The 17629-nt window shown below is 72.9% G+C and carries 17 protein-coding genes; 13 read left to right on the top strand and 4 right to left on the bottom strand.

The annotated features are described in order from the left end of the window. Positions 1-4 precede the first annotated feature (4 nt). Positions 5-1150 (top strand): Rv3169 family protein, encoded by a 1146-nt coding sequence (locus WCD41_RS29195; protein ID WP_337718766.1) that lies wholly within the window; start codon positions 5-7, stop codon positions 1148-1150. A gap of 61 nt (positions 1151-1211) precedes the next feature. Here WCD41_RS29195 and WCD41_RS29190 read toward each other — a convergent pair whose 3' ends face one another. Continuing rightward, positions 1212-2030: a helix-turn-helix transcriptional regulator gene (locus WCD41_RS29190; RefSeq protein WP_337718765.1), complete on the bottom strand. Its 819-nt coding sequence runs from the start codon at positions 2028-2030 to the stop codon at positions 1212-1214. 86 nt (positions 2031-2116) lie between these two features. Here WCD41_RS29190 and WCD41_RS29185 point away from each other — a divergent pair, with 86 nt between their 5' ends. The 12 genes from WCD41_RS29185 to WCD41_RS29135 are packed head-to-tail and all read left to right on the top strand — an operon-like array spanning position 2117 to position 14093. Next, complete coding sequence (locus WCD41_RS29185; RefSeq protein ID WP_337718764.1) at positions 2117-2830, top strand: PEP-utilizing enzyme; 714 nt, start codon at positions 2117-2119, stop codon at positions 2828-2830. Position 2831: 1 nt separating this feature from the next. Continuing rightward, entirely contained in the window at positions 2832-4385 is a 1554-nt protein-coding gene (locus tag WCD41_RS29180) for a hypothetical protein (protein ID WP_337718763.1), read from the top strand. 1 nt (position 4386) lies between these two features. Then, the gene (locus tag WCD41_RS29175) at positions 4387-5859 is read left to right on the top strand and encodes a class I adenylate-forming enzyme family protein (RefSeq protein WP_337718762.1); all 1473 of its coding nucleotides are present in this window, start codon (positions 4387-4389) and stop codon (positions 5857-5859) included. A 32-nt stretch (positions 5860-5891) separates the two neighbouring features. Beyond that, positions 5892-6500, top strand: coding sequence for a hypothetical protein (locus WCD41_RS29170; RefSeq protein WP_337718761.1), 609 nt, complete (start codon positions 5892-5894; stop codon positions 6498-6500). Beyond that, a complete protein-coding gene (locus WCD41_RS29165) occupies positions 6497-8263 on the top strand; it encodes a pyruvate, phosphate dikinase (protein WP_337718760.1) in 1767 nt (588 codons plus the stop codon). The genes WCD41_RS29170 and WCD41_RS29165 overlap by 4 nt, the downstream gene beginning before the upstream one ends. Then, complete coding sequence (locus WCD41_RS29160) at positions 8260-8805, top strand: acetyl-CoA carboxylase biotin carboxyl carrier protein (RefSeq protein WP_337718759.1); 546 nt, start codon at positions 8260-8262, stop codon at positions 8803-8805. The genes WCD41_RS29165 and WCD41_RS29160 overlap by 4 nt, the downstream gene beginning before the upstream one ends. Further along, positions 8798-10222: an acetyl-CoA carboxylase biotin carboxylase subunit gene (locus WCD41_RS29155; protein WP_337718758.1), complete on the top strand. Its 1425-nt coding sequence runs from the start codon at positions 8798-8800 to the stop codon at positions 10220-10222. Before WCD41_RS29160 ends, WCD41_RS29155 begins: the two co-directional genes overlap by 8 nt. Continuing rightward, complete coding sequence (locus WCD41_RS29150; protein ID WP_337718757.1) at positions 10219-11715, top strand: hydroxymethylglutaryl-CoA lyase-like TIM-barrel protein; 1497 nt, start codon at positions 10219-10221, stop codon at positions 11713-11715. The genes WCD41_RS29155 and WCD41_RS29150 overlap by 4 nt, the downstream gene beginning before the upstream one ends. After that, positions 11715-12125, top strand: a complete 411-nt coding sequence (locus tag WCD41_RS29145) for a Zn-ribbon domain-containing OB-fold protein (RefSeq protein ID WP_337718756.1) — start codon at positions 11715-11717, stop codon at positions 12123-12125. The genes WCD41_RS29150 and WCD41_RS29145 overlap by 1 nt, the downstream gene beginning before the upstream one ends. Beyond that, positions 12122-13264, top strand: a complete 1143-nt coding sequence (locus WCD41_RS29140; RefSeq protein ID WP_337718755.1) for a thiolase family protein — start codon at positions 12122-12124, stop codon at positions 13262-13264. Before WCD41_RS29145 ends, WCD41_RS29140 begins: the two co-directional genes overlap by 4 nt. After that, a complete protein-coding gene (locus WCD41_RS31225; protein WP_373695216.1) occupies positions 13261-13548 on the top strand; it encodes a tyrosine-protein phosphatase in 288 nt (95 codons plus the stop codon). The genes WCD41_RS29140 and WCD41_RS31225 overlap by 4 nt, the downstream gene beginning before the upstream one ends. Further along, on the top strand, positions 13479-14093 hold the full coding sequence (locus WCD41_RS29135; RefSeq protein ID WP_337718754.1) for an Lrp/AsnC family transcriptional regulator: 615 nt from the start codon (positions 13479-13481) through the stop codon (positions 14091-14093). The genes WCD41_RS31225 and WCD41_RS29135 overlap by 70 nt, the downstream gene beginning before the upstream one ends. Here the strand turns inward: WCD41_RS29135 and WCD41_RS29130 are convergent. The 3 genes from WCD41_RS29130 to WCD41_RS29120 all read right to left on the bottom strand — a co-directional run bounded on the left by WCD41_RS29130 (position 14079) and on the right by WCD41_RS29120 (position 17537). Then, complete coding sequence (locus WCD41_RS29130; protein ID WP_337718753.1) at positions 14079-15404, bottom strand: dihydrolipoamide acetyltransferase family protein; 1326 nt, start codon at positions 15402-15404, stop codon at positions 14079-14081. The genes WCD41_RS29135 and WCD41_RS29130 overlap by 15 nt on opposite strands. A gap of 22 nt (positions 15405-15426) precedes the next feature. After that, complete coding sequence (locus WCD41_RS29125) at positions 15427-16404, bottom strand: alpha-ketoacid dehydrogenase subunit beta (RefSeq protein WP_337718752.1); 978 nt, start codon at positions 16402-16404, stop codon at positions 15427-15429. An 80-nt stretch (positions 16405-16484) separates the two neighbouring features. Then, a complete protein-coding gene (locus tag WCD41_RS29120) occupies positions 16485-17537 on the bottom strand; it encodes a thiamine pyrophosphate-dependent enzyme (protein WP_337718751.1) in 1053 nt (350 codons plus the stop codon). Between the last annotated feature and the right edge of the window lie 92 nt (positions 17538-17629).

Raw genomic sequence — 17629 nt, 5'->3', positions numbered from 1 at the left:
ACCCATGCGTCAGTCGATGCAGATCATCACGCCCTACGACGAACTGCTCTGCCACCAGACGCCCGAGACCTTCGCGACGATCGCCCACGCCGACATCTCCTGGACCGAGAAGATCTGGGGAACGATGTGGCTGGCGGACGGCTCGATCCAGGTCAACTGCGGGCTGGGCAAGTACCACAACCGCAACGTCCTCGACATGTTCGCCGGCATCTCGCGCGGCACCGAGCAGATGACGGTGCGGGCGAGCCGGCGCCTGGACGCCGACCCGCAACGAGCCGGGGCCGGACCGTTCGACTACGAGGTGCTCGAACCGCTCAACGCCGTCCGGTTCACCCTGCGGGAGAACGACGTCATCCCGGTGACGTTCGACCTCGTGGCCACCGGGCTCATGCCGTGCTTCCTCGAGGCCAAGGACGCGCAGCGCGAGCCCCACGGGTTCCGGGTGCAGTCCGACCTCCTGCGCTACCACCAGCCGGTGTCCATCCGTGGCCACGTCGTGGTGGACGGGGAGCGGATCGAGTACACCGACGACAACAGCGAAGGGTTCCGCGACCACTCGTGGGGCGTGCGCATGGACGTCGGGGACCCGGCGCCCGACGTGTACAAGCCCAACCGGCTCGACCAGGACTTCCTGCTGCTCTGGACGCCGATGTTCCTGCGCCGGCCGGACGGCAGCTGCTACGAGATCCAGCACTACCGGCAGATGGTCGACGGGGAGACGACCTACTTCTCGGGGAACATCAACCACCCCGACGGCACGCAGACACCGCTGCACGGTGTCCGTGACGACCTGAAGTTCGACCCGGAGAACCGGCGCCTGCTCGGCGGGAGCGTCACCTTCGACGCCGGGTGGGGGGAGACCCGGACCGTCGAGGTGGAGCCGAAGTCGGACACCGGCTTCCACCTGGGCGGAGCGCTCTACTTCGGGCTCAAGGGCCATCGGCACGGCCAGTGGCACGGCGAGGACCACCTCGACGGCGAGCGGTACGCCGACACCTCGCGGCGGGAGACCGTCGAGGAGCTCCACCAGCTCCGTGACTGCGTGACCCGCGTGCGCGAGGGCGACGCCGTCGGCTTCGCCACCGTCGAGTCCATGGTCATCGGGGCGCACCCGCGCTACGGGCTGACGAAGGAGTCGTCGCTGCTCTAAGGCACGAACGATGAGGAGGGCCCGGGCCGCGCGCCCGCGGCCCTCCTTCTCGTGCCGGTGCTCAGCGCGCCCGCACCAGCAGCGCCAGCTCCATCCGTGACTGGCAGCCCGTCGCCGACAGGACCCGGCTGACGTACTTCTTCACGCTGTCCTCGGCGAGCGAGAGCGTGTCCGCGATCTCCGCGTTGGACATCCCGTCGGCGATGAGCAGCGCGACCTCACGCTGGCGCTCGGAGAGCCGTGCGATCCGGGAGCTCGCCGTCCGCGTCAGCGGGAGGTTGCGCGAGACCGCGGAGAGCTGCGAGCTGAGCAGCCGCAGCGTGGCGAGCTCGCGGGGGCCCACCTTGCCCTCGTCGGGGTCGAAGATGCCGACCAGCGCGCTGTGGTGGCCGGGCAGCTCCACCTTCATCGCGGTGGCCGACGACATGCCCCACGACCCGACGAGGAAGTGGCGCACGTAGGACGTCGCCGACATCGGCAGGCTGCCCGAGGCCCCGAGCTCCAGCAGGGAGGCGACCCCGCTGGAGACCAGCTGACGGGTCGCGGCCGGCGTCCCGAAGATGTCGTGGCGCGCCCAGCGCTCCTGGTACTCCGGCAGCATCTTCGAGGTGTGGCCCTCGGTGAGGGGCTGCGGGTCGGTGAAGACCGTGTGGTGCGTCGCGCCGGCGAAGAACGAGACGTGGCGGACGCCGAGCGAGGCGGTCAGCCCCTCGACCAGGTCCTCCTTGAGGTCCGGGAGCGAGCGCGCGCCGGCGCACGCCTCGAGCACGTCGAAGGCGCACGCGTAGTCGGCCTGCGGCAGTCGGGGGCGCTTCCGGCGCTGCCGGGATGCGGGAGACGGGACCGACCCCCGACTGTCCACCAACGTGGACTGGGTCACACGAACGACGCTACCTAGTTTTCCTCCACGTGAACAGCGGCCGCTTCTCGCGTCGCTGACCTGCCGGAACGCACGGGAGACCCGCCATGGCCAATGCCGCCCAGACCCCACCGAAGTGGGGATCGATCGAGATGCTCCCCCTCCCGGCGCGCTTCAACGCGGCCGTGCGCGACCTCGTCGCGCAGCGGGTCGAGGCCGCCGGACGCCCGTGGAAGGACCTGGTCTTCGACGCGAGCGTCGAGCTCTTCTCGCACGAGGACGCGGTCGCGATCGAGGAGGCCGCCCTCGCCGAGGGTGTGCGGTTCGACTTCTCGGCGACCGTCTCGCTGGAGTCGGAGCCGGAGAAGTACAAGCGCCCCGAGCGGGCCGGCTCGGCGTACTCCGACGGCCCGGTGGTCGACGGCCGGCGCCAGGTCGGCGCCGGCGACAACGTCATCCAGCGTCCGGCGAACGTCCGCGGGACCGTCGCGCTGATCTCCACCACCGAGCAGGTCATGACGTTCCTGGCCGACGGCATGCCGCCCGGGACGATCGCGGTGATCGACGACTCCGGCGGCACGCTGACCGCTCCGATCATGGAGGACTTCACCGGCGTCATCTGCCTCGGCGGCTCCGTGCGATCCCACCTCGGAATCCTCGCCCGCGAGTACGGCGTCCCCACGCTGATGAACGTCGCGATCGACACGCTCGTCGACGGCGACGAGGTCGAGATCGAGGTGACGGCCGACCCGCCGGCCTCGGACGCCTACGAGACCGGCGACACCGGTCACGCCCGCATCTGGAAGATCGAGGAGCGCTGACATGACGACCCGGGCCACCTACGGCGAGCTCCTGACCGCCAACAACTACCTGCGCCAGCTCAGCGACACGACCTACTGGCTGTGCATCACGCGCACGGTCCAGCAGTCGAAGCTCTTCCCGATGAACCCGTACATGCTGCTGAGCTACCTCAACACCTTCTACCGGCTCCCCACGCAGCTGCGGGCGATCGAGGCCGTGACCTCGGCGGAGGAGCTCGGCGACCGGGCGCGCGAGGTCAGCCTCAAGGTCGACACGGTGAACGCCGCGTGGGGGATGCCCGCCTTCTACATGATCGGCCGCGAGATGCTCATGAACTGGGGGCTGCTCTCGCCGTCCGACGCCGTCGACGACGTGCTCGACGTCCTCGACTTCTCGCGCCGGTTCAACCTCGCCTACCACCGCAACGACGGGCACGCGACGAACAAGGAGTTCGGCGACCGCAGCCAGTTCCTGCCCGAGCGCACGCTGCAGGTCTTCGAGTCGGACCTGCACGGGGTCTCGGCGGGCGACCGGCTGCACACCGCGGCGACCAAGCTCGTCGCGCAGCTCTCGCAGTACGCGTTCCTCGCGCACTGCGAGTGCCGGATCGGGCTGCACAACAGCGGTCCCTACGCCATGGGCGAGAACCGCCAGATGATCGTGCGGGACTTCTTCGAGCTGACCGAGGGCGACTACCCCTGGCTCGACGGCATCGCCACGGCCCTCCCGTTCACCAACCTCACGATCCCCATCGTCTTCGCCGACACCGACTTCCACCTCATGGACGACTGGGCGTCGTTCGAGGCCGGCCCCGCCTACGACGCGAACAACATCGTCGCCGTGGGCATGTACACCTCGGACGCCCTGTCCGACGGCTACGTCCCCGTCGGGATGGAGAACGCCGAGACCCTCGCGGAGGCCATGGAGCACTACCGCGAGGTCCTCAACCAGGCGACCGCGGACCTGTGGAAGCGCATCGCCTCGTGGTCGCGCGAGCAGATGATCGACGCCGGCGCGATCGTCTACTCCTCGGTGGCCAAGGACTTCGCCCACCTGGCCGGGGTCTACCGCCAGGAGGACTGGATCGCGCTCGACGACCGGGTCCAGCGCTTCAAGCCGCTGATGAACGACGAGTACGGCCGCGACGACCTCGCCGAGATGGTCGGCCTCCTGGGCTTCCCGCACCAGAAGACCAGCGAGTACACGATGGCGCGCTACTCCAAGCTCAACCAGAACATGCTCACCGGTGTGCCGTACTCGGTGCTGGTCGAGGACGACTACGCCCCGACCGCCGGCGCGGAGCTCTCGGGCTCGAGCACGCTCGACGCCAAGACCGGGCTCTGGACGACGAGCGCCGGGCGCCTCGACCTCGAGGAGTACAACCGCCGGGCCGCGGGCTTCACCCCGGCCGTGCTCTCCGGCGAGAACCGCTACCTCGACGAGGAGTGGGTCAAGCGCCACTACGCCGACGAGCGCGCCCACGAGCTCTACAGGCTCAGCCAGCGCGGCTCGCGGCGCCTCGAGGGACGGGGCGCCGGTCTGCGGCGCGCCGACCTGCCCGAGCTGGGGACCTGACGTGCAGATCGGGGACCTGATCCGCCGCGCCGCGCGGTGGTACGGCGAGCGGCCCTGCCTGGTCGCCGAGGACCGGACGGTGAGCTTCGACGAGTTCGACACCCTCACCGACCGGCTCGGTCATGCGCTGCTGGCCCGCGGGCTCGCACCCGGCGACCGGGTGGCGGTCCTGGTGCCCAACGGCATCGACGGCGTCGTCGTCTACTACGCGCTGGCCAAGGCCGGCCTCGTCCGCGTCCCCCTCAACGCGCGGGAGACCGCCCACGAGCTCGCCTTCAAGATCGAGGACTCGCAGGCCCGGGCCCTGGTGGTGGCCGGCGAGCCGCCGGCACCCGTCGAGATCACCATCGACGCCGCCGAGCTGCCCGGGATGATCGCCGGGGCGCCCGACGGGCCGTGCGACGTCCGCCGCGACCCGGGCGCGCCGCTGCGGCTGGCCTACACCGGCGGCACCACGGGCAAGCCCAAGGCGGTCGTGCTGACCACCCGCAGCGAGCTGGCCGAGGTCGACAACTTCCTCGTCGACCTGCTGCCGAACCTGCGCCCGGACTCGGTGATGCTGCACGCGGCGCCGATCACCCACGGCAGCGGCGCCTTCTTCCTGCCGCACCTGATCAAGGGCGCCGCGAACGTCGTCCTGCCCAGGTTCACCGCGGCGGCCTTCGTCGACGCGGCGGCACGGCACCGCGCCACCACGACGTTCATGGTCCCGACCATGATCGCGATGCTGCTGGAGGACCCGCGGCTGGCCGACGCGGACCTCGCGCTCGAGCGCCTCTGCTACGGCGGCGCCCCGATCGCCACGACCGTGCTGCAGCGGGGGATCGACGTGCTCGGACCGGTGTTCGCCCAGCTCTACGGGCAGGCCGAGGCGCCGCTGGCGATCACCTGCCTGCAGCCCTGGGAGCACACCCCCGAGCGCCTCACCGCCGCCGGCAAGCCGTACACCTTCGTCGAGGTCGACATCCGCGACACGGCGGGGCGCTCGCTGGGGGTCGACGAGGTCGGCGAGGTCCTGACCCGCGGTCCGCACACCATGGACCACTACTGGCGCCGGCCCGAGGCCACCGCCGAGACCATCGAGCCCGACGGCTGGCTGCACACCGGCGACATCGGCCGATGGGACGCCGACGGCTACCTGCACCTGCTCGACCGCCGCCACGACGTGATCATCTCGGGCGGTTTCAACGTCTACCCCCGCGAGGTCGAGGACGCGCTGCTCGCGCACCCGGCCGTGAGCGCGGCGGCCGTGGTCGGCCTGCCCGACGAGACGTGGGGGGAGCGAGTGGCCGCGGCCGTCGTCACCCGGACGCCCGTCGATGCGTCCGAGCTCGTCGAGTACTGCGCCGGTCGCCTGGCCGGCTTCAAACGACCCCGCGCGGTGGAGATCTGGGCGGACCTGCCCACGAGCGCCGTCGGCAAGTCACTGCGTCGCGAGGTCCGCGACCGCATGACCGCCGCCGCCCCCGCCTGAGCGCGGCGACACAAACCCCAGGAGGACCCGAGATGCTCGACCCCGACCAGCTCACCCTGCACACCCTGACGCTGCGGCAGCTCGCCACCGCCGCCCAGATCAGCGAGATCAACGGCCAGGCCGAGGACGCCGTCGCGCCCGCGCTGGACCAGGCGGTCACCGACGGGCTCGTGCTGAGCGCGCGGGGGGCGTACATGATCACGCCCGCGGGACGCGCCCGCCTCGACGAGGTGTACCCGGCCGCGTTCGCCGAGATCCGCGCGTCCTCCGACGTCGCCGCCGCCATGGACTCCTTCGAGTCGGGCGTCAACCGGCAGGTCCTCGAGCTCACCACCGAGTGGCAGACCGTGCAGGTGGACGGCACGCCGACCCCGAACGACCACGGCGACCCCGAGTACGACGCGCGCGTCCTCGACCGCCTCGGGCGGGTGCTCGAGAAGACCCGCAAGGTCCTGGGCCCGCTCGCGGCGGCGGACCCGCTCGTCGAGCGCTTCACCGACCGCCTCGACGCGGCGCTGACCCGCGCCGAGGGCGGCGAGACCGACTACGTCAGCGGGGTGCGCGTCGACTCGGTGCACACCGTCTGGTTCCAGATGCACGAGCACGTCCTGCGCCTGACCGGCCGGGAGCGTCCGGAGTGACGGCCGTGAGAGCGCGGTGGACGCTCACCCTCGACGAGCCCGTCGTCGAGCCGAGCAAGGACCTCGTCGGCGGCAAGGCGTGGAGCCTGTGGCGCATGCGCTCGCTCGGCCTGCGGGTCCCCCCGGCGTTCGTCGTGACGACCGAGGCGTGCGCGGCCTACTACGCGCACGGGCAGACGCTGCCGGACGGGCTCGCCGACGAGCTCGTGGCGGGCGTCCGCCTGCTGGAGCAGGAGCTGGGCCGGACCTTCGGCGGCACGGAGCGCCCGCTGCTGGTCTCCGTGCGCTCGGGGGCGGCGGTGAGCATGCCCGGGATGATGGACACGATCCTCGACCTGGGCATGAACGACGAGGTCGAGGCCGCGCTCGCCGCGGAGGCCGGCGACCCGGCCTTCGCCGCCGAGGTCCACCGCCGCTTCTGCGGCTTCTACGGCCGCCTGGTCCTCGGGTGCACCGAGGAGCTCGACGACCTCCCCGACGTCGCCACGGTGCGCCGGACCGTCGCCGACGACGTCGCCGAGCCGATCCCGGCCGACCCGTGGGCGCAGCTGCACGCCGCGGTCGCCGCCGTGTTCGCCTCGAGCCGGTCGCGGCGGGCGATGGCCTACCGCCGGCGCTGGGGCATCCCCGACGACCTCGGTACCGCGGTCACCGTGCAGGCGATGGTGTTCGGGAACCTCGACCAGCAGTCCGGGACCGGGGTGCTGTTCACGCGCAACCCCGTCGACGGCGCCCGCGAGCCCTACGGCGAGTACCTCCCGTGCGGGCAGGGCGAGGACGTGGTGTCGGGGCGCGTGACGCCGCAGCCGCTGACCCACCTCGCCGAGCGCCAGCCCGCGGTGCACGCCGAGCTGCTCACAGCCGCCGAGCGCCTCGACGCCGAGGGCCGCGACGCCCAGGACATCGAGTTCACCGTCCAGCACGGCGAGCTGTTCCTGCTGCAGTCCCGGCCGGCCAAGCGCACCGCGCGCGCCGCGGTGGGCATCGCCCGCGCCCTGGTGCGCGAGGGGGTCCTGACTCCGGCCGAGGCGGTCCGCCGCGTGACGGCCGAGCAGGTGATCAACCTGCTGCGCCCGGTGATCGACGGCGACGCGGCGAGCCGGGCGGCCGTGCTCGCCACCGGCGCCGCGGCGAGCCCGGGCGTCGCGACCGGCGTCGTCGTCGCCACCGCCGACGAGGCGGCGGCCACTCCGGGCTCGGTCCTCGCCCGGCACACGACCAGCCCCGAGGACGTCCACGGCATGATCGCCGCCGCCGCGGTGATCACCGAGGTCGGCGGCACGACCTCGCACGCCGCGGTCGTCGGGCGCGCCCTCGACGTCCCGTGCGTCGTCGGCTGCGGCGAGGGCGTCGTGGCGTCGCTGGTCGGCCGGACGGTCACCGTCGACGCGACCACCGGCCGCGTCCACGACGGCGAGGTGCCGACCCACGCCGTCGACGAGCGCCACGACGCGGACCTCGCCGAGCTCACGACCTGGGCCGAGGACGTCGCGACGGTGCGCGTCCTGCCCGACGACGCCGACGCCGGCCCGGAGCTCGACGGTCCCGTGGTCGACGGCGACGCCGTCGCCCCGGAGGAGCTGGAGGACGGCGTCCCGGCCGTCCCGCCCGGCACCCGCGCGGTCCGCGGCGCCGTGTTCAGCACGCCGGCCGGGACGCGCGCCGCCCTCGACGCCGGGGTCGACACGATCCTCGCCGCCCGTCGGCTCCCCGTGCTGCTCACCGCGATCGCCCACCAGGACACTGCCGGGAGCACCCCGTGACGACACCCGACACCGGTCCCGACGCCGTGCCCGCGTCGGTCACCCACCGCGAGATCCAGGAGATCCTCGCGACCTTCGCCCGCTCCGGGTGGTCGGCGATGGAGCTCGACGTCCGCGGCATCCGCGTCTCGGTGGGAAAGCACGGTCCGCCGGCGGCCGCGACGGTGACGGCCGCCGCGCCACCCGCGCCCGCCCCCACCGCCGCGGCGCCGGCCCCTGCTCCGGCTCCGGCTCCGACCCCGCCCCCGGCTCCGACACCGGCCGCTGCGGAGCCGGTGACACCCACCGACCGGACGGGTCTGGTAGCGGTGCGCTCGCCCGCGGTCGGGGCCTTCTGGGTCGCCCCGTCGCCCGGGCAACCGCCGTTCGTCGCCGTCGGCGACCACGTCGCCGCGGACGCGCAGCTGGCGATCGTCGAGGTCATGAAGCTGATGAACCCCGTGGTCACGCCGGCGGCGGGCGAGGTCGTCGAGGTGTGTGCCGGCAACGCCGACCTGGTCGAGTACGACCAGGTCCTCTTCTGGCTGCGACCCGATGGGTAGTCCCGCGGCGGAGGCGCCTCCGGGCACCGACGTCGTCCGGCGGCCCCTCCGGCGGGTCTTCGTCGCCAACCGCGGCGAGATCGCGGTCCGGATCGTGCGGACGTGCCGCGCCCTCGGGATCGAGACCGTGGTGGCGACCTCGACGGCCGACCGGGACGGGATGGCGGCCCGCCTCGCCGATCGCGCCGTCTGCGTCGGTCCGGCCGCGGCGGGGGCGAGCTACCTGCACACCCCGTCCCTGCTCTCCGCCGCGCTCGGCACGGGCTGCGACGCGGTGCACCCGGGCTACGGCTTCCTCTCCGAGAACCCCGAGTTCGCCGCGGCCGTGGTCGCGGAGGGACTCGTGTTCGTGGGCCCGCGCCCGGAGGCGGTGGCCGGCGCGGGCGACAAGGCCGAGGCGCGGGAGCTCGCGCGGTCCGCGGGGATCCCGGTGCTGGAGGGCTCGCCGATCGTCGACGGGCCCGACGCCGCGGCCGCGGCGGCCGCCGGCCTGGGCTACCCGGTCCTGCTCAAGGCGTCGGCCGGTGGCGGCGGGCGGGGGATGTCGGTCGTCGAGGACGAGGCCGGCCTGCGCGCCCGCTTCCCCGCCGCGACCGAGGAGGCCCGCGCGGCCTTTGGCGACGGGCGCCTGTTCGTCGAGCGCTTCATCCGCCGGGCCCGCCACATCGAGGTCCAGGTGCTGGGGGACCGGCACGGCACGGTGATCCACCTCGGCGAGCGGGACTGCACCCTGCAGCGCCGCCACCAGAAGGTCGTCGAGGAGTCACCGGCCGCCGGGCTGCCCGACGAGGTCCGCGCGCAGCTGCACCGCGACGGCGTGGCGTTCGCCCGGGCCCTCGGGCTCGACAGCGCCGGGACCGTCGAGTTCATCTACGACGTCGAGCGCGGCGACCACGCGTTCCTCGAGTTCAACGCCCGCATCCAGGTCGAGCACCCGGTGACCGAGATGGTCACCGGGGTGGACCTGGTCGCCGAGCAGCTGCGCTCCGCCGCGGGCGAGCCGATGACCCTGCGCCAGGAGGACATGGCGCCGCGCGGGCACGCGATCGAGGTCCGCATCACCACCGAGGACCCGTCCCGCGACTTCGCGCCCCACCCCGGCACCGTGCGGGTGTGGGAGCCGCCGGGCGGCGAGGGCATCCGCGTCGACTCCCACTGCGAGCCCGGCTACGTCGTCACCCCGTACTACGACTCGCTGCTCGCCAAGGTCGTCGCGCACGGGCCCGATCGCGACACCGCCGCCGACCGCCTCGTCGGGGCCCTCGGGGCGCTGCGGGTGGAGGGCGTGCCCACCACCGCCGACTTCGCGCGCACGACCCTCGACCACCCGGACTTCCGCGCCGCCGCCGTCACCACCGACTGGATCGCGCGCCGCGGCCTCGCCGACCACCTCTCCCGGATGCAGGAGACGACGTGACCTACCTGGACAGCGCGTCCACCGCCGTCGGCGGTCCGCGGCGCATCGAGATCATCGACCAGACCCTGCGCGACGGCCCCCAGAGCTGGTGGGGCATGAAGCTCCGCCGCGACATGGGCCTGCCCATGGCCGAGGAGCTCGACCGCACCGGCTTCCACACCATCGACCTCGTCGGCAGCTCGATCTTCGAGGTCCTCGCCCGGCACTGCCGCGAGGACCCGTGGGAGCAGCTGATCTCGCTGTCGCGGGCCATGCCGCGCACCACGGTGCGCGCGGGGACCCGCAGCAACGGCATCGTCACCTTCGGCCTCACCGCCGACAGCGTCATGGACCTGTGGGTCCAGCGGCTGTGCGCCCACGGCATCGGCAGCTTCTGGATCTACGACGGCCTGTTCAACACCGACAAGATCGGGCGGCTCGTCAAGACCGCGCAGGCCGAGGGCGCCGCCGCCGTGCCCTGCATCCTCTACGCCGACAGCCCGTTCCACACCGACGAGTACTACGCCGCGCGCACCCGCGAGCTCGTCGCCCTCGGCGCCGACGGCATCGAGCTCGAGGACGCCGCCGGCCTGCTCACCCCCGAGCGCACCCGCTCCCTGGTGACCGCGATCGTGCAGGCCGCGGGCGGGGTCCCCGTCGAGATCCACTTCCACAGCAACAACGCGCTCGCGCCCCTGAACTACCTCGAGGGCGTGCTCGCCGGGGCGACGCGGGTGCACACCGCGAGCCGGCCGCTCGCCGCCGGGGTGTCCCTGCCGTCGACCGAGAACACCGTCGCGAACCTGCGCTACGCGGGATTCGACGTCGACCTCGACGAGTCGCACTTCGCCCCCGTCGAGCAGCACCTGCTGCGCGTCGCCGAGTACGAGGACCTCCCCGTCGGGCAGCCCGCCGAGTACTCGCTGTTCCTCTACCGCCACCAGCTGCCCGGCGGCATGAGCGGCACCTTCAAGGACCAGCTGCGGGCGCGCGGCATGGAGGACCGCTTCGAGGAGGTCCTCGACGAGATGTCCCGCGTCCGCGAGGAGCTCGGCTACCCGGTGATGGCGACGCCGTTCTCCCAGCTCGTGGGCACGCAGGCCGTGCTCAACGTCGTCACCGGCAAGCGCTACTCGGTGGTGCCGGACGAGGTGATGATCTACGCGCACGGCTTCTACGGGACACCGGTCGCGCCGCTGGACCAGGAGGTCCTCGACACGATCATGTCGTCGCCGAAGGCGAAGAGCTACACCGACTGGGAGCCGCCGCAGCCGTCGCTGGACGAACTCCGCGAGCGCTTCGGCGGGGGCATCTCCGACGACGAGCTGATCCTGCGGCTGCTGGTCCCCGAGAGCGACGTCGAGGCGATGCGCGCGACGCCGGCGCGGAACCGGGACTTCGCGCCGACGACGAAGGAGATGCGCTTCGTGCGCCAGCTGGTCGAGACGTCCGTGGGGGCCTACCTGCACATCGAGTCCGGAGAGTTCTCGCTGACCCTGCACGGGGACCACTGATGGGCTCGGAACTGGGCGTGGGGCGCCCCACCAAGCGGCGTCCGGGCCCGGTCGGGGGCGGGTTGCCCGTGGCGGACTCCCGGCCGGTGCTCGCCGACGGCGCGGTCCTCGGCGTGCGGTGCACGGTCTGCCGCTATCCCGCCGCGCAGTCCGGCATCCCGTGGTGCCCGTCGTGCTACGGCGCGGTCGAGCCGGCGCGGTTCGCGACGACCGGCGCGGTCTGGTCGTCGACCGTGGTCGCGATCCCGGTGGGGCACCGGCGTCCGCCGTTCGGGCTGGCGTACGTCGACGTCGACGACGGGCCCCGGCTGCTCACCCACCTCGCGGAGGCGCGGGTGCTGCCGATCGGGACCCGCGTCCGCGTGACCGGCACCGACGAGGGCGACCTGGTCGTGGAGGAGGAGTCGTGACCGTGCAGCCCATGGTGTGGGGGGTCGGGACCTCGGCGTACGGGAGCTTCCCGGAGCGCCGCGTCGAGTCGCTGGCGTGGGACGCGGTCGCGGAGGCCGTGCGCGACGCCGGCATCTCCCCGGGCGAGATCGACGCGATCGTCGTCGGGTCGGTGTTCGGGCCGCCCGGTGTCGCGACCCGCGTCCAGCGGGGCCTCGGCCTGCCCGGCGTCCCGATGTGGACGGTCGAGAACGCCTGCGCGAGCGGCACGAGCGCGTACCACGAGGCGGTCGAGGCGGTCCGCCACGGCCGGTTCGGCTGCGTGCTCGTCCTGGGCGTCGACCAGATGTCGACGCTGTTCTCCGGGGCGATCATCCCGGAGGCGACCGACCCCGAGGGCGCCGCGTCCCTGCCCCTGCCGGGGCTCTACGCCCTGCAGGCGCAGCGCTACGTCGGCGAGTTCGGCGTCGCGCCCGAGCAGCTCGCGGCCGTCGCGGTGAAGAACAAGCGCAACGGCCTCGACAACCCCCGCGCCCAGCTGCGGGCCGTGGCGCCGACCGTGGAGGAGGTCCTCGCCTCGCGCATGATCGCCGAGCCGCTGACCTTCCTGCAGTGCTGCCCGACGAGCGACGGCGCGGGCGCCGCGATCGTCGGCGGCGACCGCGGCCGGGCCGGGGACGTGCTGGTCGAGGCGTCGGCGATGGTCTCCGGCGCGCTCTGGGACCACCGCAGCAGCGACGTGTGGGGGTTCGCGAGCGTGTCGCGGGCCGCGGAGAAGGCGTTCGCCCAGGCCGGGCGGCGACCCGAGGACGTCGACCTGCTCGAGGTCCACGACGCCTTCACCATCGGCGAGATCCTCACCCTGGAGGCGCTCGGGGTGGCGCCACGCGGCAAGGGCGCCGAGCTTGCGCCGTCCGGGCACTCCGCGCGGGACGGGGCGCAGCCGGTGAACCCCAGCGGCGGGCTGCTCTCGCGCGGGCACCCGCTGGGCGCCACCGGCACGGCGCAGCTCGCGGAGGTCGTCTGGCAGCTGCGGGGGCTCGCCGAGGCGCGTCAGGTCGCGCGTCACGACGTCGGACTCGTCGAGACGATGGGCGGGGGAGCGGCCGGCATGGACGGCAACGCCTGCGTCGTCACCATCCTCTCGGTCCCGTCGTGACGGGAGTCGCGCCGCGGTACGAAGGATTGCTCGGGTTCCGCGAGGTCGCCGGCCTCCCGACCGTCGAAGGCGGTGTCGTGCGCCCCGGGGTGCTGTACCGCAGCGGCACGCCCCAGTTCCTCACCGGGTCGGCGGCCCGGGCGCTGGTTGCCGATACCGCCCCTGCGCGCGACGGTCGACCTGCGCCTCGTCGACGAGGCGCAGCGCGAGGGCCGTGGGCCCCTCGACGCCGAGGAGGCCGACGCGCTGTTCGCTACGCTCGGCCCCGCCGGAAGGGGTACTGATGGTCGACCGCGAGGGGCCGCGCCGGATCGACGACGTCGATCGGCAGTTGCTCGGGCTCCTGAGCGCGGACCCGCGCGCCTCGGCGCGCAAGCTCTCCCGTGCCATCGGCATGTCGCCGGGCGCGGTCGGCGAGCGTCTCGAGAGGATGCAGGAGCGCGGGGTCATCCGGGGGTTCAGCCTCGACGTCGACCCGTCCGCGCTCGGGTTCGGCCTCGAGGTCCTCGTCGCGATCGAGCTGCGACAGGGCAGCCCGGTGGAGAACACGATCGATCTCCTCTGGGGCATCGAGGAGGTCCAGGCGATCCAGCTCGTCACCGGGCGATGGGACCTCGTCCTGTCGTTGCTGGTGCGCGACCAGCACCACCTGCGTGAGGTGCTGCTCGGCGCCGTGTGGTCGGTCGCAGACTTCCAGCACAGCGAAACCATGATCATTCTTGATCGACGCCAACGGAGTGCGATGGACCCGTCGGCGGGCGAGGCGGAGGGCCCGGCGGGTCTGGTGGGCGGCTTGCCATCGGCGAGCAACGGATCAGTCCAGGAGTAGCTCGCCGGCCGGATCGGCCAGGACGGCGGCCACGCGGGCGAGCACCCGCGAGCCCAGCTCCCCGTCGACCAGCCGGTGATCGAAGGACAACGAGAGCTGCGTGATCTGCCGCAGCGCGATCTCGCCCTGGTACTCCCAGGGTTGGCGGCGGACCGCGCCGAAGCACAGGATCGCGGCCTCGCCGGGGTTGAGGATCGGGGTGGCCGCATCGACCCCGAACACCCCGATGTTGGTGATGGTGATGGTGCCGCCGGACATCTGCTCGGGCGTGGTCTTCCCGTCGCGTGCGGTCGTGGTGAGCTCGGACAGCGATCGTGCGAGGTCGACGAGTGTCAGCGCACCCGCGTCCTTGATGTTGGGCACGATGAGTCCGCGCGGGGTGGCCGCTGCGATCCCGAGATTGACGGCCCTCGTGTAGACGATCTCCTGGTTGTCCTCGTCCCAGTGCGCGTTGATGTCGGGGAAGTGACGCAGCGCCGAGAGCAGCGCCCGAGCCACCAGGAGCAGGGGAGTGACCCGCACGCCGGAGAACGCCCGATGGGCCTTGAGCTTCTCGACGGTCTCCATCATCGGGGTCACGTCCACCGCGACGAACTCGGTGACGTGCGGTGCGGCGAACGCGCTCGCGCTCACCGCGGCTGCTGTCGCCTTGCGCACGCCCTTGATGGGCACCCGCCGTTCATCGCTGGATGTCGAGGGAGGGGCGGCGCCGGCCTCCGCCGAGCCGTTGGAGCCCGAGCTGGAGCCCGAGCTGGAGCCGGACGTCTCGACGTGCCGCCGGATGTCCTCCCGGCGGATGCGATCACCGTCGAAGGAGACCTCGGCGAGGTCGACCCCGAGCTCCTTGGCCAGCATGCGGACGGGTGGTGTCGCCGGCGGCCTGGCTCGACCGGCGGAGCCACCGGCGCTCGTCGGCACGGTCGACGGTTCGGGCTCCGGGCTGGTGGGGCGACGCCGTCGACGGTGGGTGCGCGCGGCACTGGTGCCGTAGCCGACCAGGACGCTGCCGCTGCCTTCGGTCGCCGGCGCCGTCGGCTCCGCGGCGACGTCGGTCTCCTCGCCGCCGGCACCGCCCACGGCCACCGCGATGATGGGGGACCCGACCTGGACCGTCTCGCCCTCGGCCACCAGCAGCTCGGCGACCGTGCCGTCGAAGGGGCAGGGCAGCTCGACGGCGGCCTTCGCGGTCTCGACCTCGACGACCACCTGGTTCACCGTGACCTCGTCGCCGACGGCGACGTGCCAGGCGAGGATGTCGGCTTCGGTCAGGCCTTCCCCGACGTCGGGGAGCGTGAAGGTCTCGGTGCTCACGATGTCTCCGGGAAGCGTGACGTCAGTAGGTGAGGACGCGGTCGACGGTGTCGAGGACGCGGTCCAGGTCGGGGCGGTAGTGCTCCTCGAGGCGAGCAGCGGGGTAGGGGACGTTGAACCCGCCGACCCGCATCACCGGGGCCTCCAGGCTGGTGAAGCAGCGCTCGCCGAGCATGGCGGCGACCTCGCCCCCGAGGCCGCCGAAGGTCGGGGCCTCGTGGACCACGACCGCGCGCCCGGTGCGCCGCACCGAGGCGACGAGGGTGTCGGTGTCGATCGGGGAGAGCGAGCGCAGGTCGATGACCTCGAGCGAGCGGCCCTCCTCGGCCGCGGCGGACGAGGCCGACAGGCACGTCTCGACCATCGACCCCCAGGTCAGCAGGGTCGCGTCGGTGCCCTCGACGACGGTGCGGGCCGCGTCGGGTGGGAGCACCAACGGATCGTCGGCGTCCTCGGCGACCTCACCCTTCGACCAGTACCGGCACTTGGGCTCGAAGAAGATCACCGGGTCGTCGCACGCGATGGCCTGGCGCAGCAGCCAGTGCGCGTCCTGCGGGGTGGCCGCGGCCATGACCCGCAGGCCGGCGGTGTGGGCGAAGTACGCCTCGTTGGACTCCGAGTGGTGCTCGACCGCGCCGATGCCCCCCGAGGCGGGGACCCGGATCACCACCGGGACGGTGACCCGTCCGCCGGAGCGGGCGTGCAGCTTGGCCAGCTGCGAGGTGATCTGGTTGAACGCCGGGTAGATGAACCCGTCGAACTGGATCTCGCAGACGGGTCGGTAGCCGCGCATGGCCAGCCCGATCGCGGTGCCCACGATGCCGGCCTCGGCCAGCGGGGTGTCGATGACCCGGTCGGCGCCGAAGTCCTTCTGCAGCCCGTCGGTCACGCGGAAGACGCCGCCGGACAGGCCGACGTCCTGACCCATCACCATGACCTCCGGGTCGGACTCGAGGGCATGGCGAAGTGCACGGTTGATCGACTGAGACAGGGTGAGCATGACGTCCCTCCAGCCCCGATGGGTGATGTGGAGCTCGGGCTCGGCCCGGTGGGTGGCAGCGGTCGGGAGCGGATCGGCGGTCAGTCGACGAAGGAGGCCGCGTAGGCGGCGTAGCTCGCCCGTTCCTCGGCCAGGGCGGGCGTCTCGAGAGCCAGGGTGTGCTCGAACATCGCGTCGGCTTCGGGGTCGGGCATGGCGCGACAGACCCTGCGGACCTCGGCGGCCAGGTCGGCGGCCTCCGACTCGAGCTCGGTGAAGAACCCGTCCGGTGCCCAGTCGCGGGCCTCGATCAGCCGTTGCAGCCGGTCGAGGGGATCGAGGGTGCGCCAGTGGTCGAGCTCGGCGTCGCTGCGGTAGCGCTTGGGGTCGTCGGAGGTGGAGTGGCCGGCCATGCGGTAGGTGACCGCCTCGATCAGCGCCGGCCCTTCCCCGGATCGCACGCCGTCGGCGGCGCGGGCGGTGGCGGTGTGGACGGCGAGGACGTCGTTGCCGTCGACGAGCTGGGTGGCCAGCCCGAAGCCGGCCGCGCGCTGGTGCAGCGGCGCGCCGAACTGGGCGGTGGTGGGCGTGGAGATGGCCCACTGGTTGTTCTGGCAGAAGAACAGCACCGGAGCTGAACGGGTCACCGCCCAGTTGAACGCCTCGTTGGCCTCGCCCTCGCTGCTCGACCCGTCACCGAAGTAGGTCATGACGACCTCGTCGGCGCCCTCGAGCTGCGCGCCCATCGCGTAGCCGACCGCGTGCGGGAGCTGCGCGGCGAGAACCAGGGTGTAGATGTGGAAGCGGTACCGCGCCGGATCCCACCCGCCCTGGCGGACGCCGCGCCATTGCGCCAGCAGCTCTTCGGGGCCGATCCCCCGGCACATCGCGGCCGCGTGGTCGCGGTAGGACGGGAACACCCAGTCGCTGTCGCGCAGCGCCCGGATCGAGCCGACCTGCGAGGCTTCCTGGCCCCAGGACTGCAGCCAGAGCCCGAGCTCGCCCTGCCGCTGGAGGCTGTAGGCCTCGGCGTCGAGGCGACGTGCCAGGACCATGTCGCGGTACAGCCCGCGACACAGGTCGGCGTCGACGGTGGCGGCGGCCGGGTCGTCGGCCAGCTCGCCGTCGGGGGTGAGCAGCTGGAAGGGCGTCACCGTGACTCCTCTACCGGGGGTGGTGGTGAGGGGCGGCCGGGTCGGTCGCGGGGTCGCCGCGGGCTCGAGACCGCCGTTGTGTCGTGCGGGTG

Source organism: Actinomycetospora aeridis (assembly GCF_037400275.1).
GTDB classification, from domain to species: Bacteria; Actinomycetota; Actinomycetes; order Mycobacteriales; family Pseudonocardiaceae; genus Actinomycetospora; species Actinomycetospora aeridis.
This window is presented reverse-complemented; position numbering and strand designations above follow the sequence as displayed.